Below are 23,176 nucleotides of genomic sequence, written 5' to 3' on the forward strand. Positions count from 1 at the left end.
CACTCAGTGCGGCACACACAGGCCGTTGGCGGTCGCTCACGGCCCGGCCGTGGCACGTCCCGCCGGCCGCCGACCGTCGATCGGAAGGAGCTCCCGTGTACCGTCCCGGCGTCACCCGCCGCTTCCGCCCCGCTCCACTCGGTGCCGTCGTGCTGAGCGTGCTCGCCATGGCCACGGCCTGCGGCAACGACTCCGCACCATCGCCGTCGGGCACCGGGTCCGCGCATCCGACGGCAGCCGCCTCCGACTCGCGGCCCGCCACCGGGCCGTCCCCGGCCGGCACCTCGGCCGAACCGTCCGTGTCCGGCACCACCCACGCCGGGACACCACGCTGCACGCGCGGCGACCTCGGTCTCTCACTGGGGCGTGTCTCCCCGGGCGCCGGCAACCTGTATGCGCCACTGGTGTTCACCAACACCGGTTCCGAGGCTTGCACGCTCCGCGGTTTTCCGGGCGTGACGCTCCTCGACGGCACGGGACACCGCATCGGGGCACCGGCGGAGCGGCAGGGAGAGACGTATCCGGCCGTCGTGCTGGCGCCCGGTGACAGCGCGTACGCGGCACTGCACACCGTCAACAAAGGGGTGTCGGACCAGCCCTGCCGGGAGCCCGCGGACCGTGTCCAGGCCTATCCGCCCGGGTCGACCTGGGCGCTGCGCGCCGACGCCCGCGGATTCACCGTGTGCGGAGGCGTCTTCGAGGTGTCCGCCGTCCGGCCGGGCACCGGTCCCTGAAGCTGCCCGGCAGGCACCGGCACACTGATCGCCTCCGGCCCGGCGCGTCCCGGACCCCCGCTGTACGGCATGCTGACCGGGCCGGCCTCGGTCGTCGCGGTGGCCCCGGGTGCTCACCGCAGTGGCCCCGGGCCGTTCCGGCGAGAGCGGTGACTGACCCGCTGTCACCCGCCGTGGTTACGTGCGTTCGAGACCTCCCCGCGCCGTGTACCCGGGGGCAGGCACAGCGCGGTGGTGAGCGGGTGGCCTTCGGCCGCGAGCTGGGCGAGGAGCTTGGTGTTGGGGCTTTCCTTGATCCACTGGATGGCGGGGAACGGGGAGGGAGCGTCCGCCGGCGCCACGACCTGCTGGATGAGCTCCCGCCCAGCCGGGACCAGCGCTACATCCGCCAACTCCTCGTCCACACCGGCATCTTGGACGAGCGCAACGAAGATCTTGAACGCATCCCCGGCCGGCTGGAGCACGAACTCGCGGACAAGCCCACCGCGCACGCCAACCTCGCCCGCCCGTTCCCGCACTGGTTCCTGATACCTGGCGGCCGGTGCCGCAGATGAAGAGGAAACTCCTCCTCTGTAACGAGGCAGAGGTATCAGGCGCCGTACTTCGCCGGCCTCGCGGGCTCGCCCGTGTCCGTATCCCGCGCGCACACCCTGGTGGACGAGGTGTCACCGCGATGGACGATGACGACTGCTGCGAGGCCGACGGCCAGGCCGAGAGCGGTCTGCGGACCGAATGGTTCGCCGAACATGAGGGCTCCCCAGACTGCCGTGACCGGGGCCATGAGGAACATGAGTGTGTTGACCTTGGTGACTCCAGAGCGCCTCAGGATGAGCCAGTACAGCCCGTATCCGCCGAAGGTCGACAGGGCTACGAGCCAGGTGATCGCTGCCCAGAACGAGAGCTCAGCGGGTGGCTTTGCGGCTCCGGCGCTCACGGCGAGTGCCGTGAAGACGACGGCGCTGGTGGCGCAGTGGACGGTCAGCGACACCGCGGGCGCGACCCGCACGCGGGAACGGCTTTCGAGGAACGTGGCCGCTACCAGCGAGAACATGCCGAGGAAGGGGATGAGATAGGCCCACCAGGCCGCACCGGTGCCGGCCGCGGCATCCGCCATGGTGACGATGGCGACGCCGCTCACCCCCAGGCACAGGCCGAGCCACTGCTCGCGCGAGACGTATTGACGCAACAACGGTCCGGCGAGTGCTCCGGCGACGAGGGGCTGGACGCCGTCGATCAGGGCTGTGGTGCCGCTGGAGACCCCGAGCTGGATCGCGTAGTAGACGGTGAGGAGATAGCCACTCTGAGACAGCACGCCGATCATGGCCTGCCGTGCCACATCCCGCACCGTGTGGTCCCGCCACGACGTTCTGGAGACGGTGGCGATGACGATCAGGATGACGGCCAGCGGCAGGAACCGCCACATCAGGATCGTGACCGCAGACGCACTGCCCGCGCCGAGCTTGGCTCCGATGAACCCGGAACTCCAGCAAATCACGAAGGCGATCGAGAGCAGGAAGTTCACGCCTCCCCCTCCACTAAACAGATCGGTATACCCATGCTCACTATACAGATCGGTATACTCTTGAGGTATGGGCACTGCCGAGAGGCCGCGACGGATCACGATGACGCCTGCCGCACGGCGCGTCCTGGAGGCCGCCGCGAGGCTGTTCTACGAGCGCGGCATCCATGCCGTCGGGGTGGACCTGATCGCCGCCGAGGCCGGGGTGACGAAGAAGACCCTCTACGACCGGTTCGGTTCCAAAGAGCAGATCGTCGTGGAGTACCTCGCTGACCGTGATGAACGCTGGCGGGCCTTCCTCGCCCAGTGCCTCGACGCCGCACAGCCGGTGCCGGCAGCGCGCGTCCTGGCCGTCTTCGATGCCTCACGCGCGTGGTCGGCGAAGAACAGTTCCAAGGGGTGCGGCATGGTCAACGCTCACGCCGAGATCAGCGATCCACGCCACCCGGCCCACCCGATCATCACCGGGCAGAAGCAGTGGATGCTCGCCCTGTTCACCGACCTCGCCGGAGACATCACCCCGGACGGGGCCGGCCATCTGGGCCGGACACTCATGCTGCTTCACGAAGGAGCGCTCGTCGCCCACGGCCTGAACATCTTCGCGGACCCCGTCAGCCATGGCCGCGAACAGGCGCAAGCTCTCCTTGCCGCCATCGGGGACGCCGCAGCGAAGCGGTGAGGCGACACCTGGGAGTTCGCTTCTGCGAGCCGGAAAGAGGGGAATGGCGCACGGTCCGCACTGTCCACCCCGAGTGACCGTACGCGCGCGGCGGTGTACGGGGATCCGGACTCGCCTTCGCGGGTGCCCGGCGTCCAGCCCGGCGTCATGAACCATGCGCTACCGCACGTCGGCTCGCTCACCTGTACGTTCACGCAGCTTCTGTCGTCCACGCGGCGCGGGGCCCGGCTCGCCCGGCTTCTCGCCGTCAACGAGCTCCGCTCCTGGTGAACGCCACAGGATCTGACGGAGCGTGCCGAAGACCCTGGTACGCCTCCGCGCTGACCTGCTGGGATGTCCGGCGCGATGAGGCATCCCGGGACGCGGGCCTCGTGGGACCCACCGGCCGACGGGGCCGCCCCACTCACGTCCCGGCGAGGACGGCTCGCAGGTCGTCGGCCGCCGCGTCCAGGCAACTGCCGAAGCTCGCATGTCCCCCGGCCTCGATCCAGCGCCGGAAGGCGTTGTTGCCGGCCACCGTGGCGATCTGTGCGACCAGCTCGGCCGTCCCGGTGTCCACCTGACGCCGCACCAGGGCATCGCGGATCGCCTCGGCGATAGCGGCCGTCTTGGTCCGTTCGCGCTCCTGCAACTCCGGGCTGGCGTCGATCACCGCCCGGCGCTCCGCCACGCCGTCCACGTGCTCGACGAGCCGGGCGCCGACGCGCGCCAGCGCGTCGAGGGCGGCGGTGAGCGGAGCCGCGTCCGGGTCTGCCGCCAGGACGGCCTCCGCCAGCGCCGGGGGCAGGTGCTCCGCGCCGGCGAACAGGACCTCGCGCTTGTCCGGGAAGTAGCGGAAGTAGGAGCGCCGGGTGAGTCCGGCCCGCTCGGCGATGTGGGTCACCGTCACGTTGTCGTAGCCGCGCTCCATGTACAGCTCCAGAGCCGCCCGTTTCAGGCGCTGTTCGGCACCCGGATCCCACCTCGCCATGGGAGGACTCTAACAGGTGATGTCTCACTGTGTTGTCAGTGCTAGCCTGTGCTCACGGCACACTGTGTCATCACTGGGGGTGCCCGCCCCCGGTGCGACCCGGAGCAGGCAGGGTGAGGTTCGCATGACCGAGACCAGCGGAACCGGCGGGACGACAGACGAGAGCAGGACGAGTGGCGAGGTGTGGGTCGTCGGGGCGACCGGCCGTGTGGGCCGGGGCGTGACCGCGCGACTGGCCGCGCGGGGGCTGACGGTCGTGCCGGTCGGGCGCCGCCGGGAGCGGATGATCGCCGCCGCGGCCGAAGCCGGTCTGCCCGGGGACGCGAAGGTCGTCGTCGCCGGCTCGGCCGAGCGGATCGCGGAGAAGATTGTCCGGGAGCGCCCGCGGGTGGTGGTGAACACGATGGGCGCCTTCGCCGCCACGGCACCGGCGATCGCCCGCGCCTGCATGCCCGGCGGCCACTACGTCGACCAGGCCAACGACGTGGTCGCCGTGGACCGGCTGCTCGCCCTGCACGACGAAGCGGTGCGGGCGGGCAGCACCCTGGTCACCGGCGCCGGATTCGGTGTGCTGGCGACGGAGGCGGTGGTGGCGAAGCTCTGCGAAGGGCGACCCGCGCCGCGCCGGGTGCGAGTCGACTCCGTGGCCTCGGTGGCCATCGAGGGGGGTGTGCTCGGTGCCGCCCTTGCGGCGAGCATGGTCGACGCACTCGCCGCCGGCGGACGGCGATACGAGAACGGGCGGCCGGTGACGTCGCGCCTCGGCGCCGGCCCGCAGCAACTCACCTTTCCGGACGGGGAGTCCGCGAAGTCGGCGGGTTTCGCGTCCGGCGAGCTCACCGCGGCGCACGCGGCGAGCGGAGCACCGTTCGTCACCGCCACGTCCGCTCTCGTGCCGGCCGCTCCGCCGGCCCGTGCCCTGCTCCCGTCGCTGGGCCGCCTGCTGTCCGTTCCGGCGCTGCGGCGTCTCGCCGCCGGCCGGCTCGCCCGGGTACGGATCAAGGCCGCGCCCCGTCCGCGCACCCACTCCTGGGGGCACGCCGTCGTCGAGTGGGAGGACGGCACCCGGCGCGAAGGATGGCTCCGAGCCGGCGACGGTATGGACTACACGGCCGGCGTCACCGCCGCCGTCACCGAACTGCTGGCCCGCGGCGTCGGAAGGCCCGGTGCCTGGACGCCGGCCGCCGCCCTCGGGGCCGACCTGGCGACGACTGCGGGCGGCACCTTCGTACTGGACTGAGGACCACCGGTGCCCGCCGTGCCGCGGCTGCCGGGCCGGCGTCTCGTGCAGGATTCCGGGAGGCGCCCGGGGGTGAGGTTTCCCCGTAGGATCGGATGTCGCATGGCAGGCAGGCCGGCCAGGCGCTCAACGAGTACCGTGCGGAAGTCCGCCGGTACTCCGGGTTCCGGGGGTGCGCGCCGGCCGGCCCGGACCATGCGGCCGACGAGCCGGCGGAGGATGGCCGTGTCGACACCCCAGGTACTCGATGAGTTGCTGCGTCAGCTGAGTTCTCGTGCCCGCCAGGACGCCGATCTCGATCCCGGTCCGCAGACGCTGATCGACTGGTTGGGGCGGCAACTCGGCGCGGAGATCGCCCTGGTGGACCGCGGAGGCACGGTGGAGGCGTCCACGGCCCGGTTTCCGCCGGCCATCCTCGACAGTCTCCGGCCGGTGCTGACGCGGTTGTCCGGCGGACAACTGGCCGCCGCGGCCTCGCAGGTGGGCGCGTTCCATGTGCGGTGCGAAGCGCTGGGACGGGACGGGCCGCGTCCGGTGCTGGTGGTGGCCGGCCCGCTGCCGCTCACGCGGGAGGCGCTGGCGCTGACGTCCCATGTCGGCGCCGTGATCGAGGTGGTGCGACGCGCCCGGCGGGCCGACGGCCTCGCCCTCCGCTATCAGCGGGCGGCAGCACGGCTGCGCCTGGCGATTCTCGCCGCCCTGATGACCGGGGAGCCGACGCTGGCCCGCCGGATGACGGCCGGTGCCGTCCCGCCGCTGCTGGACGCCGAACGTCTGCGCGTTCACCTGCTGCGCTGCCCGCCCGCGGACCGGGGCAGGATCATCGACGCCCACGAGGACGCGTCCGGCTATCACGGCCGCGGCCTGATGGTGCGGTGCCCCGTCTACGACGACCACCTCATCTGCCTCCTGCCCCCGGACGACGACGCCGGCGGTGCGGACGGCAGCGGCAGCCCGGCCGCGCCCCTGCGGGCGCTGGTGCGGGACAACCCGCACTACGCGCTGGGTATCAGCGCCGCCGTGCCCCTGCCGGACACCGCTCGGGCCTACGACCAAGCCCACCACGCCCTGGCCGTCGCCTGTCACACACCCGAACGGGTGGCCGACTACCACGGCCGGCCGCCGCTGGCCGGGCTGCTCCCCCGTCCGCAAGCCCTCGCCTGGGCCCGCGCCTTCCTGGAGCCGATCAGGGCGGCTCCCCGGCTCACCCTCGACATCACCAGCCTCGCTCTGCACTTCCCCCGCTCCGGTGTGGCGCGGCTGCTCGACGTCAGCCGCAACACCGTCACCGCCCATCTGGGACGTGTTCAAGACGCCCTCGGCCTCGACCTGCAGGACCCCCGCAGCCGCGCCGAACTCGCCCTGGCCCTGGCGATCAACGATCTCCCGTCACCCGACGGCGACCCCGTGGCCGAGCCGCCGCCAACGCCCTCGGTGGACGGTCTGCTGTCCACCGAAGCGGCCGTCACCTGGGCCCAGGCCTTCCTCCAGCCCCTGCTGTCCGGCACGGACCGGGCCGTGCACCGGACGCTGCGCGCCTGGGTCGAGGCCGGCGCCGATGCCCAGCGGACGGCCCGGGACCTCGGCATCAGCCGCACCACCGTCCGCGCCCACCTGCGCACCGCCGAACAGCTCCTGCAGCGCGGCCTTCTGACCCCGGGCCCCGGCATCCACGACCTGGTCCATGCGTTCCGCATCGCAGACCGTGCACCGTGAACAGCCGCGGCCCCGCGGCTGCGCACCGTGCGCATTGCCCGCCGTCCGCAGTGCTTCCTAAGGTCTGTCTCACCCTGCCCGGTAGGACACCGGCCAGGGGAACGGGGAGGGCGGGCCGTCGCCACGGGGAACAGCGTGACGGCCCGCCCTGGACGCTCACCGATCCGAGTCCGTGAGAGGCCTGTGTCGTGGGGAACCCGGAGGACGTGGGCGAGCACATCGAGGTGGGAGCGGGGCCACGGACCGTGCCGATCCCGTTCGTTTCGGGCGGGCCGTGCTGCCCGCCGGGCGGGACCGCCGCACGGCGACGGGGTGACGCGGCCAGACGTCACGCTGCCAGACGTCACGCTGCCAGACGTCACGCTGCCAGACGTCACGCGGACACCTTCCGGTTCGTGCTGTCCGGCGCCAGAGGTTCACCACCGGGCGTGAACCCGACAGCGGCGGCACCCCGCCCCGGCGGCTGCCCGGCCGTCAGGCGCTGGCGCGGACGACGAGCCGGGTGGGCAGGATCAGCGGGGTGGGGGCCTGCCCGTTGACCAGGGCGGCGACCATGCGCGCCATCTCCCGCCCGAGAGCCTGTATGGGCTGATGCACGGTGGTGAGGGGCGGATCGGAGGCCCGGGCGGGGGCCAGGTCGTCGAAGCCGACCACGGCGACGTCGTCGGGGACCCTCCGGCCGGCCCCGCGCAACGTGCGCAGCGCTCCCACCCCCATGTTGTCGTTGGCGGCGAACACCCCGTCCACGTCAGGGTGTTCCGCCAGCAGCGCGGCCATGGCGGCGGCCCCGCTGCTCTCGGTGAAATCCCCCTCCCGCGGCGGGAACGGATCGAGACCGGCCGCCAGCATGGCGTCCCGGTACCCGCGGTACCGGGCACGTCCGGCCTCGGTGTCCATCCGCCCGCAGAGCGCGGCCACACGCGTCCGGCCGAGCGAGACCAGGTATTCGGCCGCCTCGCGCGCCCCGCCGGTGTTGTCGACGTCCACATACCAGCGGGGCACCGCACCGACCGGCCGGCCGCCGAACACGACGGGCACCGCCGCCTCCTCCGCCATCCGGGCCAGCGGATCGTCCTCGCGCAGCGCCATCAGCATCACGCCGTCGGCGACCTTGGACCGGAAGAGTTCCTCCACCCGCTTGCGGCCCCGGTCGGAGGCGGCCAGACACAGCATCAGATGCAGGTCGGCCTCCTCCAGAGCGGCCGACGCCCCGACGATCACCTGGGCGTAGAACGGATCGGCGAAGATCGAGGGATCCTCTCCCGAGACGACCAGGGCGGCCGCTCCTGTCTGCCGGGTGGCCAGCGCCCGGGCGGTCGGGTTGGGCACGTAACCGAGCTGCCGGACGGCCCGTTCGACCGCCTCGCGTTTGGCCCGGCTGACGTGCGGGGCGTTGTTGAGAGCCCGCGAGGCCACGGAACGGGACACGCCGGCAAGTCCGGCCACCTCGTCAAGCGTCGGTCGCCGACGCGGCGCATCCTCTGCCATGAACTCGATCCCCTCGCTGTCGACCCGACGGCGTCCCATCCTCGCGCATGCGGACGCCCCCGTCTCGCGGATGGGAGCCGGCCCGGGGGAGGAGGCCCCGAGGGGCAAAAACTGGGACCGCTTCCAGTCGTGTCTCCTTCGCCTTCGGCCGCATCACCGATCTGCGGAGCAGAACCCCTTGACAGGGGAAACAGAGCGGCACAACGATACCGGTCACATGCCGGGGTTCGGCGTTGAAAGCGCTCCTGGTTGGAAGCGCTTCCAGTCTCGACGTCGCATCTCGCGCAGGTCGTCCCCGCCGGTCGGCGCGGAAAGCCCGTCGCCGTGCGGGGCCGTCGCACCACCGCACCTCCTTCAGCGCGTCGCACGCTCGGGACGAGAGCGGGCGGCGCATCCCCCACGAAACCGAGGTACAGACATGCGCCGCAGACTCCGCACCCTGGCGGCAGCGCTGTTAACCCTGCCGCTCGCGCTCACCCTCGCCCCGTCCGCCCACGCGGCCGACCCGACCACCATGACCAACGGGTTCTATGTGAACCCCGACTCCAGCGCCAAGCAGTGGGTCGCCGCCAACCCCGGCGACGGCCGGGCCGCCGAGATCGACTCCGCGATAGCCAATACCCCGATGGCACGCTGGTTCGGCTCCTGGAGCGGCGCCATCGGCCCCGCCACCGGAGAGTACGCGGGCGCCGCGGACAGCCGGGACAAGCTGCCCATCCTCGTCGCCTACAACGTCTACAACCGCGACTACTGCGGCGGGCACTCCGCGGGCGGAGCCTCCTCGCCGTCCGATTACGCGAACTGGATATCCCAGTTCGCCGGCGGTGTCGGGGACCGTCCGGCCGTCGTCATCCTGGAACCGGACTCCCTCGGTGACTACGGCTGCATGAACCAGGCGCAGATCGACGAGCGCGAGGCCATGCTCAGCGGCGCCCTCTCCGAGTTCAGCCGCCAGGCCCCCAACACCTGGGTCTACATGGACGCCGGCAACCCGGGCTGGACCGATGCGGTGACCATGGCCCGCCGGCTGCACGAGGCCGGCCTCCCACAGGCCCACGGCTTCTCGCTGAACGTCTCCAACTACTTCACCACGGGCGAGAACACCGCCTACGGCAACGCCGTCAACCGTGAACTGAGCGCCCGCTACGGCTACACCAAGCCGTTCGTCGTGGACACCAGCCGCAACGGCAACGGCTCCAACGGCGAGTGGTGCAACCCCTCGGGCCGCCGCATCGGCACGCCCACCCAGCTGGGCGGGGGCGCCGAGATGCTGTTGTGGATCAAGGCGCCGGGTGAGTCCGACGGTAACTGCGGCGTCGGAGGCGGCTCCTCGGCCGGCCAGTTCCTCCCCGAGGTGGCCTATAAGATGATCCACGGCTACTGACCCCGGCCGGCTCCAGGGCACCCGTGCCCCCGTGGCCCGGCCGATCCCGCCTCGCGGCCGGGCCACGGGCACCGTCTCCACGACGACACCGGTCTCCGGGCCGTGCCCACCGGCGCCACGTCCGCCCGACACAGGCGCCGGGGGCCAGGCGCCAGGGGTGCTCTCGCCGCCGCCCCGCCCGGCACGCGGAACGATCCGGAGCTTCCCTTCGCCGGGCGCTCCGCGTCCGTAGTGGATGGCGTCATCGAGTGGTCCCTGTGACAGCGACGGGTGACAGTGACGGGTGTGAAAGGGCCGCGCGCGGAACTGCGTCAGGCCGCGTTCCGCTGGCGGCGGGCGAGGGCCTCGGCGGCTGAGCGGCGGCGCTTGTCGTGGACGTCCACAAGGGTGCCGACGCCCCCGCCGGCGGTCGTCTCACGGGCGCGGAGGCGTTCGGCGACGGCTGTCAGGCGGGCGTCGCCGGGGCCGGCGGCGAGGTAGAAGAGGGCCTCGTCGACTGCGCGGTCGTCACCGCCCCAGCGGACCACGCCGTCGAGTTCGGCGAGGATGTCGCGGAGCACCGCGAGTTCGAGGGGGAAGTAGCCGCCCTTGGTACCGGGCGGGTAGTGGCCGGGCCGGACGCGGACGGCGGTGCCGGAGGCCAGGTTCCGGGCGGGCCCCCGGAGCCCCTTCGGGGCGGTCCAGCCGACGGCCTCGCCCGGCTGGAGCCCGGCGATCTCGTAGTGGAAGCGGCGGACGAGATGGACCAGAACGGTCTCGGGAGCGCCGAGACGGACCTGGAGGTCCGTCACCGGGGTGCCGGGCACGGGTCGGGTGGCGATGGATCCGCCCCGGTCGGCGGCGGTCTCCATGTCCCACCCGTTGGCCGAGCGGGTCCCGGTGAGGAGCCGCTCGTTACGGGCCTCGGCCCGTGCGACGCCCTCGCGGACGGCCTTGGGGAAGGCGTAGTCCCGCGGCTCGGCGGCGTACGCCGGGGAGGCCAGCGCCTGCGAGTGCGGGAGCACCGCCGTGGCGGCGGCGACGGCGGCGGCACGCAGCAGGAGACCTCTGCGGGACAGCGGGGAGGCCGGGGTGGCGCTCATGTGTTCCTCTTCTCGGGGTGGCGGGGTGCTCGGGCCGGGGCCGGGCCGTGCGGTGGTGTTCGGCGACGGCGATGAGGGCAAGGGTCACCGCGATCACCGTGCAGACCGTCATCACGGGTGTGAGGAAGCCGGGGACGGCCGCCTCATAGGAACCGCCGGACGACAGACGGCAGTTGAGGGCGGGTGGCAGGTAGGACACGCTGTAGTCGCCCACCTGCCCGTACAGCGAGGGGCTCGCGTCCTGGCAGGCCTGGGCGGTGCCGCTCTCGTCGAGGAAGAGCGACACCAGGCCCCAGGCGTAGGCGAGGGCGGCGAGGGCTCCGGAGAGCGCGGCGCCACCGCGCGCCACGGCCCCCCGGCCAATCGCCGGGAAGCCGTATCCGACGAGACCGAGGGCGGTCACGGCGGCGGCGACGATACCGAGCAGCAGGGGCAGGGCGGCGGGATACGTGGTGGTCATGGCGACCACTTCACGTACCGGCGAGCTGCCGGACAAGGCTGTTGTACTTCTCGAAGATGTGGTAGAGCCCCATTCGCTTGCCGGCGTCGCGCTCGGCCTGGTTGCCCCAGCCCTGGTAGCGGCGGATGATCTCGAAGATCTCGCCCTCGGTGTAGTCCAGGCTCATGGCGCGCAGGGTGGTCTCGCCGGCCGGCGGGTTCTTGCCGCCGGGCTTGCCGGCGACACCCCACAGATGGATCAGCGGCACGGTCCGCATGGAGAAGGCGTTGTCCTTGTTGACTTTCTGCCACATGGCCCAGATGTCGGCGTCCTTGGCCGGGTCGGAGCGGGTGCCGGTGACGAAGCCCTTGTCGATGCCGTGGTTCCAGGCGCGGATCCCAACCTCGCCGCTGATCTGCCCGATGCCGGTGGAGGAGTCCCTGACGATGCCGATGCCGTTGAGGTGGTACGAGGCGACCTGGTGGTCCACACCCTGGTCGATCAGGTCGTAGTGCCGCATCTCCCAGTACGCGGAGGTCTGGATCAGCGCCTTGCGCATGTTGTACGCACGGGACAGCTGGGTGGTCTGCGCGTCGTGCGACATGATCGTCTCGAAGCACTGGGTGTGGGTGAAGAGACGGGCGTCGGGACCGGTGCCACCGTCGTCCTCGAAGCCGATGCTGCGCATGTAGCGGCTCAGGTCCTCGTGCAGTGCCTTGAGGAAAGACCCGTCGAAGGCGGCGTCGGGGCGCGGCGGCCGGGGCGCGTTGAAGGAGCCCTGGCCGGTGTCGCGGCCGGAGGCGATGTTGACGTCGATCTCGATGGCGCCGGTGCCGGAGCCGACGGTACGGGTGACGATCTGGTCGTACGCCCAGTCGGCGGGCAGCGGGTAGCCGAAGTTCCCGGAGAAGCCGGAGGACATGTCGGAGACGAACGAGGCGGTGGAGTGCCCGGCCTCGCCGACCCGGGTGCAGACGTTGCGCGGCCCGTACACCCCGACCTCGAACCGTCCGCCGTCGGCTGCCAGCGCGTCCACGATGCCCCTGAAGTGCGGCAGGACGTTCGATGTCACCTCGTGGTCGAGCGCGTCGAAGTCGACGGCGAAGAAGATGCGGGTGCCGGGCTTGAAGCCGTGGTCGAACGCGGCGTTGGCCGCGGCCTGTCCGGCGGCCCGTCCGGCGGCGTAGGTGAAGCCGTCGGCGTCCCGGCCGTACGTCTGGTAGATCGGGAAGCAGCGCAGGCCGTTCGCGGCGATGGTGGCCAGTTCACCGGGCTGGATGGCCTTCTCGGGGAGAGACGTGGCGCTGGGGTTGGTGAGGTAGCGGCCGATGTACTTCACACCGGCCGCCTTGAGGGTGGCCGCGCGGGCGTCAGTGATCTTGGTGACGCCGTCACAGGCCTCGCCGCTGCGGCTCTGGTCACCGTAGGAGACGAGGAGGGAGGCCCAGGTGGAGAAGTCGCCCTTGCCGGTGACCGGGAGCTTCGCGAAGGACTGGAAGCTCCGGACGGCGGTGGCGACCTCGCTGGTGAAGTTGCCGAAGGCGACCGGCCGCTGGTTGAGGATCATCGCGCCGGTGAAGAGCCGTGCCCAGTTGCCGGAGCTGCCGACCGACAGGGTGTGCGACTTGAGCCCGGACCGGGTGCCGGGGCCGAAGACGCCGTTGGCGACCCCGTCCGCCATCCCGATCTCGTACTGGACGGCGAAGAGCGTCGACTTGGCGACATCGCGCGAGTGGTGGCCGTCGCAGGGGATGACGTAGAAGTCCTTGCGCAGCACGTACTGGCCGTTGAGCCACTGCTGCACTGAACGGACCGCGTCCGAGCCGCCGTTGACGGTGACATACGCGTCCATGTTGAACAGGCCCTTGACGACCTTCGGCCACAGAGCGCTGCCCGGGTAGACCGAGCTCAGCCCCATATTGGCGTTGAGCTCGGCGACGGACTGCTGGACGCGTGCGCTGTAGGTGCCGTCGATACCGCCGCCGTCATAGCCCTTGCAGTACAGGGCGGACTGGAGGATCCGGCAGAAGTCCGCGGACGGCACGTTGGACGCGTCGATCTTGCCGTACTTCTCGGCGATGGCCGCCAGAGTGGCGGGGCCGAAGCTGTTCGACAGATTGGTGATGCCCAGCTCGTACTGGAGCGCGCGGGTTAAGGCGTACATCGTGTTCCAGCCGGTCCGCCCGTTCTCCTCGACGGTCATGCCGATGCGGCTGCCGTACGTGCGGTTGATGAAGACCTGGGCTTGACGCACCATCTCGTCGGCCATGGAGTGCCCTCTCGGCGGGGGAAGGAAGAAGGAAGGGGAGGCAAGGGAAAGCGTGGGGATGCGGACTGCGTCCGGGGCGGCGGCCTTGCCGGGCCCTTCCCTCAGCCCTCAGGAACCTGATCACTGTAGGCCGGTCCGGATCTTCGCCGAGGTATGACGCGAACGGATGTCCTAATCTCTCCGTGGGCCGGAATGGCGAGGAAGCCGTCGACTCCCTGTGTGGATCACGCGGATGGCGCAAGGAGGAGACGGAACGGAGGATTCCTGTCCGCCCGCGAATGGCCGGTTCGCTCCGCCCGCCGAAGTCGTCGAAGGCCACACGCACCGTCACCTGCTGCCGGGCCGGGACGTTGACCACATTCAGCCATGTGGGGGAGGACACCGGGGCGGCGTCCCGTTCGACCAGCTGTATCTCCCAGCTCCCTGACGCGCTCGCGGTACTTCTCGGTGGTCAGTTCGCCGTTCGCGCACCGCTCGTCGAGCCGCTGCCGTGCCGGGCTCCGCCTCGAGAATGCTCCCGGGGGTTATGGCGCCTATCCCCGCCGAGCCGCCTCTCATGAGCCGGGGGCGGGCCGGTTCCCGGAAGGCGGCCCCGCACAGTCGCCTCGCACTCGGGTGCACCGGCACCGGGTGGCGGCACGCGCGGTGCCGGGACGGTACCGTGCCCGGTGCGCCGGGCGGGCGGCGCGGCCGTGCCGGCGGGCTGTTGGCCACGGTCGAGCAACCCGATCCACCGTCGGCCGACCGGATTGCTACGGTGCCGGAGGTAACCGGCAGCTCGGCTTTCCCGCGCGGGAACCACCATGGACGGGATGTACAACATGCAGGAACTGTGGCGCCGATTCGAGGAGTGGCTTCGGCGGAACGCCCCGGGCGATTATTCCGCGCTCCGCCCAGGGGCGTCAGACGCCGACATATCCTCTCTGGAGAGCGGAATCGGCTTCCCGCTCCACGGTGATGTGAAGGCGCTTCTCTCGGAACACAACGGTGTCACACCCCGCAGATCCAGCACGGAGCCCGGCGCCTTTCTCCTCGGGTACAGCCTGCTGGATACCGAGGGAATCCTGGAATGGCATCAGAACCTCTCCTCGATGGCGAACGAAGCGGCCGAGGAAGGTTACGGAAAGGAAGTGGTCGGGCGCATCGCGCACACCCAGTGGGTTCCGTTCGCCCAGGACCTCACGGGTGATCTGCTGTTCGTCGACCACCGTACGGGCCACTATGGAGAGGTCGGCGAGATCTCGTTCGGCGACCCGGAGTACGTGGCTCTCTGGCCGTCCATGGCTCCGATGCTGACCGATCTGTGCGAGGCGGTGGAGGGATCGCTGCGGTTGCCGGCCGCGCGGTGCCGTCCGTCGGTCCATGAAGGGCGCATGCTGGAATGGGTCACGGGCTGACCCCGTAGCGAGACGTCCCGCCGGATCACCGTGATCCGGCGGGACGTCTCGTTGGCGGTGCAGCTGTCAGCTGATGTCGCAGACCGACTTGATGTCGCAGTATTCGAAACCGGTCTGAACGACGTACGGGTCATGGTCGAGCAGGCGGATCTCGGAGGTGAACCGTCCGAGGTCGCCACCGGCATCCGTGTTCTGCTTGGCCGGGACCGCGGCGCGGCCGCAGATCTCGTTCCATGTCGGATACGGGTAGTTGTTGTCGAGCTTCAGCATCCAGCTCCCATTGGACTGCTTGTCCGCGTAGAACTGTGCGCAGTACTTGCCCGAGGACAGTGTCATCCCGCCGCTCTCACGGGATTTGGCGAACGGGTACTCGTCGCAACTGGTGCCGTCCGCGTCCGGATGCGGGTTCCATTCCGCGACCGCGAGCCTGCACATCTTGCCCCGGTTCTCCTTGGCCTTCGCATCGTCCGCCAGGCGGTGCAGTGGCTTGTTGCGCCGCTCGCTGCCGGGGTGGGAGGCCAGCTTCTCCATGAGCACCCAGTAGTACGCGGCAGCGGCCGGGTACTTCCCGGTGTTCAGCTGAAGCGTCGGCGTGTAGCGCGGGAATACGCATCCGGTGTTGCCGCCCACCTTGTTGTCGCAGCGGATGTCGAAGGCGTTGTTGGTCCACTTCGGGACGGCCTGTACACCGGCGCTCGGTGTGGACCAAGCGGTGTTCCACGTGAAGTCCAGTTTCGATTCGCCCCCGGTGGTCTTCTTCCAGGTGTAGGTGTTGGTCCGGGTGGCGACGTGCGTGTCACCGGGGGTCCACGTCGTGCTGCCGGTCCAGGGCCCGGTGCTTTCGGTGCAGTCGCCCGTCGGCCAGCAGTCCTCCGCGAACGACGTCAGCGTGGTGGAGGTGAGCCCCGTCATGCTGACCAGAGACAATTGGGTCCACGTGGTGAACTCGTTCGACTCGGGGTCGAGGTTGATCTCCTGGACGACCTTCATGGTCGCGTTGCCGACGGGGACGCCGTCTCGGGTCGCCGTCAGCGGAAGCAGGCCGCGCAGACACCCCTGCGTCCTGCTCTACATGGCCGCGCCGTTGACGTTGGCGCACCAGCCGACGGGGCCCGCGGCCGCCGAGGCACGCCCCTCCCTCTTCGGGGACGCGGCCTTCTTCTCGTCCAGCGGCACATAGGAGCCGCACCACCGGATCCCGTCGCGACCGGTCGCGCACTCCGGGCTCTCCTGCGCGGCGGCCGCCGACGACTTCGAAGCGGCTCCCGCGGGCACTTCCTCGGCATCCTGAGCGGCCACGAAGTCGACGTCGGGCGCGTTCGGGTCCGCTTCGGGGAAGACGATGTCGTTCAGACCGTCGTAGTCCCCGGGTACGAAGGCGATGGCGTCGTAGGCGATGTCCTTGGAGCCGTCGCCGCCGTTGAAGTTGTCCAGGCTGACCTCGGGCACGCCCCCGGGGTGTGTTTGAGCAGTCCATGCCAAATCGTACGACCGCTGCACTCTAACCACGGGCCGACACGGCTTCAACGCATTATCCGCCGCGGGGGATCAATTCAGGACGCCGGTCCGAGGGCGGCCCCGCGACGCCGGTTGGCCGGTCGGTCCGTGCCCGGCGGGTCAGCGGATCGGGGGGCGAGACTGAGGTAGGAGACGGCGCGGCGCGGTCTTTCGGCCACAGGACAAGGCGCCGGGGAGCGGCCGATGCCGGTGTTCGGGGCAACGGCGCAGGCCGGTGTCCACTTCGCGACCGGCCGATCTTCGACGGTGGCGGGGGAGGGGCACTTGCCGGTGGACGGTGCGCCTGCGAGCATCCCATCGCGTTGCGGCGGCCAGAGCACAGGACGGACTCCGGCCGGCCCCCCACCCGTTGGTTCTGTCCGCCGGACGACCAACCAGGAGTGCTGTTCCATGCTGCGATCGAGACTCCGCTCCCTGCTGCTCGGCGTCGGCTCCGCCGTCGTCATGCTGGGCGCCGCCCTGGCCCCGAGTACGGCGTCCGCCGCGCCGCCCGCCGCCCCGGCTCCGGCGGCGGCCGGGACCGCGGCCCCGGCCGAGAACTCTGCCGCCGCCGGGTACTGGTCCTGCACGATCCCGCCCGGCTATACGTACACCAACACGCAGAACACGCTGAGCTGTTCGACCAGTGGCGGCTTCCGCACCATGTACTACGTGCAGCCCCCTGCGGACGGCCTGTGGGCGTGCACCACCATGCCCGGCTACACCTACAGCAACACGCAGAACACGCTGAGCTGCTCGACCAGTGGCGGCTTCCGCACCATGTACTACCTGCGCGCCCCCCGGACGGGGCTTTGGGCCTGCACAGTTCCGCAGGGCTTCACGTACACCAACACGCAGAACACGCTGAGCTGTTCGACCAGTGGCGGCTTCCGCACCATGTACTACCTCCGGGAACTCTGACGGGCTGACACGCTTCACGCCCGCCCGGCCCCGGGCGGGCGCGACGACGCCGGGGCCGCGCGGAGGGCCGGACGGCCGGAAGAGGAGCCCCTGACCCCCCGACCGTGAGCAGGTGACCGCCGGTGCGGCGAGTGGCGTTCGCGGCAGACGATCCCCGGGCCGCCCCGGCTGTTCCGTGCCTTGAAGTCCGCATGTCAGAGCTCCGGCGCCCACCTCACCTCCGCCACCCGGGCTGGTCGAGCCCGCGCACGGCATCGCCGTACAGCAGGTGCAGGATCGCCTCACCGCGCTGATCGTCGGCGCCCGCGGCGGTGATCGTCCGCACCGCCGGACAGCCGCGCAGGCCGACCTCGGTCGGCCGCCCCGCGGCGATGATCGTGTAGATCTCGCGGACCGGGTACGAGTGGACGGCCGTGACGTGTTCGGCGAGTTCATCGGCGACCGCGCCCCTCAGGAGATCGCCGGCGACGCCCTCGTCGCGCACCGCCAGCTCGATCCAGCCGAGATAGGTCTCGTCCGCCGGCCACTGGTGCGGCACGCCGGGCGAGCTCATGGCCGAACGGTCGTACGGGGGCAGCGGCTCGACACGCAGACGCAGGACGTCCGGATGCCCGCTCCAGGGGCGCGCCACATGCTCCGTCAGGTGGCGGTGGAACGCCTCGGCCGGCGCGGCTCCCGCTCGTGGGACGAAGCAGAGCACGAAGGTCGGCACCGGGGGAGCCCCCTGCGGGGCGGGGGCGTTGAGGCGGTCGACGAGCGTGCGGCCGCCGCCGGGAGGCGAGAGCTGGGCGCCGATGCGGCTGATGAAGGTGCGGGCGTCGTGGGGGATGGTCTCCCTCGCGAGCGGATGACTGCCGAACGCGGCCAGATCGGCCTCGGAAAGGAAGAGTCCGTGCGGCATGCCCTGAGGCTGTGCTCCGTCCGGCGCGTCGAAGGAGACGCCCGGGACCGCCGGCCAGAGATCGGGACGGTTGGCGGCGAGCCGAAGCTGCCGGTACTGCCACAGGCCCGGAGCGCGGGCGAACATGATCCCGTGCACATCGCGCCAGTAGTCCTCGCACACGTCCTGCGGGAGATCGGTGCGCCACCAGCAGAACGCCGTCAGGGCGATCTCGGCGGCGTTCTCGACGAGGCCGTCCGCGTCCGCCACATCACCCGATCGCCTGTTCTCCATCGTGGTCCCTGCCCTGCCTCGCCCGGTTCGTTCTCTCTCGCCGCCGCACCGCTCCGGCCGCGGAGCCCGCGCCGATGACATGACCGTTCTTCAATCGACGGTAAGCATTCCCACGCCGTCTCCAGGACTCGCAGGGCGGCTCACGTCTTCCGCGCGGACATCGCGGCATGTCCTCTGCTGGTGGATGGGCAGATGGCCTGTCCCGGTCCGCGCGACTTGGCCGACGGCCGCATGGGCGGCAGGTGCCCGCGGCTTTCCGGGGAAGGAGCCCATGGGATGACCCGGCCGGGGGAGCCCCGATGGGGCACTCCGGAGGTCCCGGGGTTGAGGTCCGGCAGGTGTTCCGGTGTCGTGGTGAAGTGGTGAAGTGGTGGGTCCCGTCGCGCCGCGCGGGGCGGGTTCGCAGCGGAGGTGGCTCAGCGTGGTACGGCGCCGTCCGGAACGGTGGGATGCCGGCTCCCGTGATGTGCTGGCGCACGACCTGCTGGAGCGCCTCACCCCGGTGATGAGCGGCCTGGGGCTGCTGTTCCTGCTGGTCGTCGTCGGCGAGCGCATGGCGGAACCGGGGAGCGGGGCGGCCACCGCCCTCGCCGTGGCCGGGTGGCTGCTGTGGGGGGCCTTCGCCGCCGAGTTCGCGGCCCGGCTCGCGCTCGCCCGCCACCGCGGCCGCTTTCTGCGCAGGAACGGGTGGCAGATCATCTTCCTGGTGCTGCCGTTCCTGCGGGTGCTGCGCCTGCTGAAGTCGTTGCGGCTGCTGCGCACCGGCAGAGTGCTCTCCTCCACCCTGCGGTCCTCCCGCTCGGCCGGGCGGATCCTCGGCGACCGGGCGGTGTGGCTGTCCATGGTGTCGCTGATCGTCGTCGTCGCGGCCAGTGAGCTGCTGTGGGAGTTCGACGGCGCCCACGGCTCCTACGCCGCCACGCTGCACGCGACCGCGCTGATGACGATCAGCGGCGAGCCCGTCCGCACGGTGAGTGCCTACGGCAGGGTCCTGCAGGTCCTGCTGGCGGTGTACTCGGTGGTGGTCGTCGCCGCCCTGGCGGGCACCTTCGGCGCCTACTTCGTCGAGAAGCGCGCCGCGGAGGCATCGAGCGAAGGCGCTCCACCGCCGACGCCGGAGACCGGACCGCCCCGGACCGGCTGAGGAAGCGGGCCGGGCGGGTGGCCGGCCCGGCCCGCGGCGCGGATCGCCGCCGTCCGGACGGTGCGGCCGTACCGCCGGTACGGCTCAGGGAAGACGGCTCGGCTCGGCGGAGGCGGCCCTCGCCCGCCACCCCCGGCGGCTGACGGGCAAGAGCGGTTGTCCGGTAGGAGCAGGAGGTTGCTTGACTGTGTCAACACGTAAGGTGTTCGGTGTTCGCGTCGACCTCGCTCACCCGGAAGGTCACGCATGCCGCAGCCCGAACGCCTCCCCGCCGCGCCCGAGTTCCGCATCAGGCTTCCCAGGGGCGGTGGTGAGGCGCGCGGGTATCTGCTCACCGAGTTCGGCTGGAACGGCACGAACAAGTTCCTGCTGCGGGAGGGTTCGGCGGTGGCCGCCGAGGCGTCGCCCGGTCTCGGCGACCACGCCCGCCGCCTCCGCGCGGAGCTGCGCGCGGACGGCGGGCTCGCCGACGCCCCCGCCGGTCCGCGCTTTCCGCATCCACCGCCGCGCTGGGTGACGGCCCGGGACATCGCATGCAACTCCTCCTCGGCCGCCGCGCTGGTGTACGGCTACGACGCCTCCGGCCCGGAGTCCTGGCGGACCGACGAGGGGTACCCGCCGGCCGACTACCTGTCCACCGCCTGGCGCGCCCCGCGCAAGGCATGGCTGGTGCGCGGCTCCAACGTCTCGGGGCACAACCTGGTGCGACGGCGTGTACCAGCACAGCTTCGACCTCGACCGTGAACCCGCCGGGCTCCTGGCGTCCGTCCGCGAGATCGCCGCACGGCCGGCCGCGGCCCCACCGCGGCGATGACGAAGCGGTGACGATGAGACACCGACCGGCAGAGAGGAAGACCCCCATGCCCCGGCTCGCCTTCGCCCAGAGCTTCTGGGACGGCTACGACACGCTGGAGAAGCCGGTCCGGGCCGGAGTGCGCAAGGCCATGGCGAAATTCCAGGTGCTCAGCGCCGCCGAACTGAACGCGGACAAGGGGCTGCACCCGGAGTCCGTCGAGAACGCCCGTGACCGCCGCATGCGCACCATCCGCATCACGGACTTCTGGCGGGGTGCCGTCCTCGCCCCCGACTACGGCAGCGATGTGTTCCTGCTCGTCAACGTCCTCCCGCACGACGACGCCTACACCTGGGGGCCAAACGCCTGTACAGCGCCCGCGAGGCGGACCCGCTGCAGCACGACGCCGACCTGCTCCGCGAACGCTGCCTTCTCTTCGTCGCCCGCACCCGGGCCCGCGAGGCCCTGAGCGTGACGCGGAGCGGCCCGCCGAGTCCGTTTCTGCCGCACAGCCTGAACACACGGCCGCCCGTGGCCGGACGGGCGGGCCCGGCGCCCGCCGGATGCTCACACGCGGGTCCACCGCTGGCCGGCCCGGCCGTCGCAGGTCCACAGGACGAGCGGAGTCCCGTTGGCCGTGCCGGCCTGGTCGGTGTCCAGGCACAGCCCGGCGTGGACATTGCGGATGGATCCGTCGGGGCCGAGGGTCCACTTCTGGTTGTCCTGCCCGTTGCAGGGCCAGGTGACGACGCGAGTGCCGCCTGCGGTGCCCTGCTCGTAGGCGTCCAGGCACTTGTCGCCGAAGACCCGGATCTCGCCGCCGGCCCAGGTCGTCCAGAGCTGGTTCGCGGCCGTGTGGCAGTCCCAGATCAGCACCGTCGCCCCGGCCGCGGTGGAGGCGTCGTCCACGTCGAGGCAGCGGTCGGATCCGGCGGTGCGCAGCCGGGAGGTGGTGGCGGCGAGCGGGCTGCCGCCGGTCACCCGGTACACGGCCACGCCGTGCGCGGGAACGCTCGCCGAGATCTGGCCGGACGTGCTCGACGTGCCGCCGGTCCACAGGTCGGTGAGGGTGAACGACCCGCCGGACAGACCGGCTTCCGCGGCCGTGGTGGTGACGGTCGTGGCGCCGTTCCCCCGGTTGAACAGGCCCACGGCGACCGATCCGTCGGACAGGGCCTTGGCGAACACCTCGGTGTCGCCGTCGTCGCGCACTCTGCGGCCACCCGCGCCCAGTGGGTCCTGGTTCACCGCCAGCAGACGGGGGTTGCGCAGGATCGCGCTCACGTCGGCGGACATGGTGCGGATGTCGTTGCCCGCCATGAGCGGGGCGGCCATCAGCGCCCACAGGGCGAAATGGGAGCGGGACTCGGTCAGGGACAAGCCGGGGCGGCCGACGACGAGCATGTCGGGATCGTTCCAGTGGCCGGGGCCCGCCTGGGCGGCCAGGGGTGCGGTGACGTCCAGGACGTTGCCGACGCCCATCGGGTAGCTGTTGGTGTTGCCGTTCTGCCAGATGTCGAGCAGATCCTCGGTCGTCCGCCACAGGTCGGCGACCTCGCCCCAGTTGTACTTGTCCCCCGTGATGGCGTGGAAGCTGTTGGGGTTGATGCTGTAGACGATGGGGCGTCCGGTCGCGCGCAGAGCGTCGCGCATGAGAGTGAACCGCGCGACCTGTTCGTCCCGGGTGCCGCTGGAGGAGCACCAGTCGTACTTGAGGTAGTCCACTCCCCATGAGGCGAACGTGGCGGCGTCCTGGCTCTCGTGTCCCTTGCTGCCCGTCGATCCCGGGTAGGTGCCCACGCCCTGCGCGCAGGTCCGCTCGTTCGGGGCCTGGTAGATGCCGAACTTCAGGCCCTTGTCGTGGATGTAGTCGCCGAGCGCCTTCATCCCGCTCGGGAACGTGGACGGATTGGCCCGCAGGTTGCCCGCGGCGTCGCGCTGCGGGTCGAACCAGCAGTCGTCGACCACCACGTACCGGTAGCCGGCGTCCCGCATGCCCGAGGACACCATCGCGTCGGCGGCCTGACGGACCTGTGCCTCGGTGATCCCGCACCCGAAGCTGTTCCAGCTGTTCCAGCCCATCGGCGGGGTGACCGCGGGACTTCCCGGCGCGGCCCGGGCCGTCGGTGCCGGGGCCGTGACACATGCGGTGACCGTCAACGCGGCGGCCGCACAGAGGCCGAGCAGCCGTCTGCGTGATCGTAGGAGCACCGTCCGTTCCTTTCGCAAGAGGGACAGGGCACGGCACGGGTGGTGCGGGGACACACAGAGCGTTCGATATGTCGAACGACATTCGAAGTGTCAGACATTCATGGATGGTAGGGGGGCTTCGGGCGGTGTCAAGACCCCCGGTGCGCAAGGAGGGGCCTTCCCGGCGCCCCCGGCCTGCTGGGGGCGCCATCCGGAAAGGGGGCGGGGTCGCGCGAGGGCCGCGTTTTTCCGGCCGGGTCCGCGGGTGCCCGGTGGACGGTGCCCAAGTCCCGGATGCCGCAGGGGTGTTGACGAACGCCGTGCGTCTCCTAACATGCATGACGTCCGACTAGTCGATTGATGGTCGAAATATCGAACATTCATCGACGTCACCGGTCGCGCGCCCCGCGGCCGGCATCGCAGCCCCCGCATTCCGCACCGCCCGCATGTGAGTACCGCTGAGGCTCCCCCCACGCCACTGCGAGGAAGACCGGAACGCTTGGTGAACGCGGGATGAGCCCCGGCGAGGAGCCGCACAGC

22 protein-coding genes and 1 pseudogene are annotated in these 23,176 nt (G+C 71.2%); 12 read left to right on the forward strand and 11 right to left on the reverse strand.

Features of this window, described 5'->3' with window-relative positions; translation table 11 throughout:
• Window positions 1-95 precede the first annotated feature (95 nt).
• Complete coding sequence (locus tag E4N63_RS26525) at window positions 96-734, forward strand: DUF4232 domain-containing protein (protein WP_228429706.1); 639 nt, start codon at window positions 96-98, stop codon at window positions 732-734.
• Window positions 735-898: 164 nt separating this feature from the next.
• Here E4N63_RS26525 and E4N63_RS26530 read toward each other — a convergent pair whose 3' ends face one another.
• Complete coding sequence (locus E4N63_RS26530; RefSeq protein WP_230241844.1) at window positions 899-1,138, reverse strand: hypothetical protein; 240 nt, start codon at window positions 1,136-1,138, stop codon at window positions 899-901.
• Window positions 1,139-1,147: 9 nt separating this feature from the next.
• On the opposite strand from E4N63_RS26530, the gene E4N63_RS26535 reads away from it, so the two are divergent.
• Window positions 1,148-1,288 (forward strand): hypothetical protein, encoded by a 141-nt coding sequence (locus E4N63_RS26535; RefSeq protein WP_185831111.1) that lies wholly within the window; start codon window positions 1,148-1,150, stop codon window positions 1,286-1,288.
• Window positions 1,289-1,323: 35 nt separating this feature from the next.
• Here E4N63_RS26535 and E4N63_RS26540 read toward each other — a convergent pair whose 3' ends face one another.
• Complete coding sequence (locus E4N63_RS26540; protein ID WP_125622713.1) at window positions 1,324-2,256, reverse strand: DMT family transporter; 933 nt, start codon at window positions 2,254-2,256, stop codon at window positions 1,324-1,326.
• A gap of 67 nt (window positions 2,257-2,323) precedes the next feature.
• On the opposite strand from E4N63_RS26540, the gene E4N63_RS26545 reads away from it, so the two are divergent.
• Both E4N63_RS26545 and E4N63_RS26550 read left to right on the forward strand, forming a co-directional pair.
• Window positions 2,324-2,932 (forward strand): TetR/AcrR family transcriptional regulator, encoded by a 609-nt coding sequence (locus tag E4N63_RS26545; RefSeq protein ID WP_125622714.1) that lies wholly within the window; start codon window positions 2,324-2,326, stop codon window positions 2,930-2,932.
• Window positions 2,933-3,079: 147 nt separating this feature from the next.
• Window positions 3,080-3,202, forward strand: a complete 123-nt coding sequence (locus tag E4N63_RS26550; protein WP_308188751.1) for a hypothetical protein — start codon at window positions 3,080-3,082, stop codon at window positions 3,200-3,202.
• 133 nt (window positions 3,203-3,335) lie between these two features.
• Here the strand turns inward: E4N63_RS26550 and E4N63_RS26555 are convergent, their stop codons facing one another.
• Window positions 3,336-3,902: a TetR/AcrR family transcriptional regulator gene (locus tag E4N63_RS26555; RefSeq protein ID WP_125622715.1), complete on the reverse strand. Its 567-nt coding sequence runs from the start codon at window positions 3,900-3,902 to the stop codon at window positions 3,336-3,338.
• 124 nt (window positions 3,903-4,026) lie between these two features.
• Here E4N63_RS26555 and E4N63_RS26560 point away from each other — a divergent pair, with 124 nt between their 5' ends.
• Both E4N63_RS26560 and E4N63_RS26565 read left to right on the forward strand, forming a co-directional pair.
• Window positions 4,027-5,142, forward strand: coding sequence for a saccharopine dehydrogenase NADP-binding domain-containing protein (locus E4N63_RS26560; RefSeq protein ID WP_125622716.1), 1,116 nt, complete (start codon window positions 4,027-4,029; stop codon window positions 5,140-5,142).
• A gap of 219 nt (window positions 5,143-5,361) precedes the next feature.
• Window positions 5,362-6,858 (forward strand): helix-turn-helix domain-containing protein, encoded by a 1,497-nt coding sequence (locus E4N63_RS26565; protein ID WP_374112836.1) that lies wholly within the window; start codon window positions 5,362-5,364, stop codon window positions 6,856-6,858.
• A 474-nt stretch (window positions 6,859-7,332) separates the two neighbouring features.
• Here the strand turns inward: E4N63_RS26565 and E4N63_RS26570 are convergent, their stop codons facing one another.
• A complete protein-coding gene (locus E4N63_RS26570) occupies window positions 7,333-8,346 on the reverse strand; it encodes a LacI family DNA-binding transcriptional regulator (protein ID WP_230241846.1) in 1,014 nt (337 codons plus the stop codon).
• A 418-nt stretch (window positions 8,347-8,764) separates the two neighbouring features.
• Between E4N63_RS26570 and E4N63_RS26575 the strand changes: the two genes are divergently transcribed.
• Entirely contained in the window at window positions 8,765-9,730 is a 966-nt protein-coding gene (locus E4N63_RS26575) for a glycoside hydrolase family 6 protein (RefSeq protein ID WP_230241848.1), read from the forward strand.
• Window positions 9,731-10,041: 311 nt separating this feature from the next.
• On the opposite strand, the gene E4N63_RS26580 is transcribed toward E4N63_RS26575, so the two are convergent.
• From E4N63_RS26580 to E4N63_RS26590, 3 genes are read right to left on the reverse strand one after another with little or no spacing between them, the layout of a single operon-like run.
• The gene (locus E4N63_RS26580; protein WP_230242670.1) at window positions 10,042-10,734 is read right to left on the reverse strand and encodes a hypothetical protein; all 693 of its coding nucleotides are present in this window, start codon (window positions 10,732-10,734) and stop codon (window positions 10,042-10,044) included.
• On the reverse strand, window positions 10,625-11,272 hold the full coding sequence (locus E4N63_RS26585) for a hypothetical protein (protein WP_230241849.1): 648 nt from the start codon (window positions 11,270-11,272) through the stop codon (window positions 10,625-10,627). The genes E4N63_RS26580 and E4N63_RS26585 overlap by 110 nt, the downstream gene beginning before the upstream one ends.
• 10 nt (window positions 11,273-11,282) lie before the next feature.
• Window positions 11,283-13,520, reverse strand: coding sequence for a glycoside hydrolase domain-containing protein (locus E4N63_RS26590; protein WP_230241850.1), 2,238 nt, complete (start codon window positions 13,518-13,520; stop codon window positions 11,283-11,285).
• Between the two features lie 812 nt (window positions 13,521-14,332).
• Between E4N63_RS26590 and E4N63_RS26595 the strand changes: the two genes are divergently transcribed.
• A complete protein-coding gene (locus E4N63_RS26595; RefSeq protein WP_228429704.1) occupies window positions 14,333-14,917 on the forward strand; it encodes an SMI1/KNR4 family protein in 585 nt (194 codons plus the stop codon).
• Between the two features lie 66 nt (window positions 14,918-14,983).
• Here E4N63_RS26595 and E4N63_RS26600 read toward each other — a convergent pair whose 3' ends face one another.
• Window positions 14,984-15,907 carry a hypothetical protein gene (locus E4N63_RS26600; protein WP_230241851.1) on the reverse strand — a complete coding sequence of 308 codons (924 nt, stop codon included), beginning with the start codon at window positions 15,905-15,907 and terminating at the stop codon, window positions 14,984-14,986.
• A 78-nt stretch (window positions 15,908-15,985) separates the two neighbouring features.
• Window positions 15,986-16,366: a hypothetical protein gene (locus tag E4N63_RS26605; RefSeq protein ID WP_230241852.1), complete on the reverse strand. Its 381-nt coding sequence runs from the start codon at window positions 16,364-16,366 to the stop codon at window positions 15,986-15,988.
• A gap of 459 nt (window positions 16,367-16,825) precedes the next feature.
• On the opposite strand from E4N63_RS26605, the gene E4N63_RS26610 reads away from it, so the two are divergent.
• Window positions 16,826-17,335: a hypothetical protein gene (locus E4N63_RS26610; protein WP_125622724.1), complete on the forward strand. Its 510-nt coding sequence runs from the start codon at window positions 16,826-16,828 to the stop codon at window positions 17,333-17,335.
• Between the two features lie 214 nt (window positions 17,336-17,549).
• Here the strand turns inward: E4N63_RS26610 and E4N63_RS26615 are convergent, their stop codons facing one another.
• Window positions 17,550-18,509 carry an ethyl tert-butyl ether degradation protein EthD gene (locus E4N63_RS26615; protein ID WP_125622725.1) on the reverse strand — a complete coding sequence of 320 codons (960 nt, stop codon included), beginning with the start codon at window positions 18,507-18,509 and terminating at the stop codon, window positions 17,550-17,552.
• Between the two features lie 421 nt (window positions 18,510-18,930).
• On the opposite strand from E4N63_RS26615, the gene E4N63_RS26620 reads away from it, so the two are divergent.
• The 3 genes and pseudogenes from E4N63_RS26620 to E4N63_RS26630 all read left to right on the forward strand — a co-directional run.
• The gene (locus tag E4N63_RS26620) at window positions 18,931-19,653 is read left to right on the forward strand and encodes a hypothetical protein (protein WP_230241853.1); all 723 of its coding nucleotides are present in this window, start codon (window positions 18,931-18,933) and stop codon (window positions 19,651-19,653) included.
• A gap of 246 nt (window positions 19,654-19,899) precedes the next feature.
• Entirely contained in the window at window positions 19,900-20,397 is a 498-nt protein-coding gene (locus tag E4N63_RS26625) for a DUF4357 domain-containing protein (protein WP_125622727.1), read from the forward strand.
• 116 nt (window positions 20,398-20,513) lie between these two features.
• Window positions 20,514-20,833, forward strand: a pseudogene (locus tag E4N63_RS26630) (DNA helicase UvrD); the annotation flags it as partial.
• A gap of 180 nt (window positions 20,834-21,013) precedes the next feature.
• Here the strand turns inward: E4N63_RS26630 and E4N63_RS26635 are convergent.
• Window positions 21,014-22,633 (reverse strand): ricin-type beta-trefoil lectin domain protein, encoded by a 1,620-nt coding sequence (locus tag E4N63_RS26635; protein WP_267134051.1) that lies wholly within the window; start codon window positions 22,631-22,633, stop codon window positions 21,014-21,016.
• Window positions 22,634-23,176: the final 543 nt, after the last annotated feature.

This window comes from Streptomyces sp. MNU89, assembly GCF_020982505.1.
Classification (GTDB): Bacteria; Actinomycetota; Actinomycetes; order Streptomycetales; family Streptomycetaceae; genus Streptomyces; species Streptomyces xinghaiensis.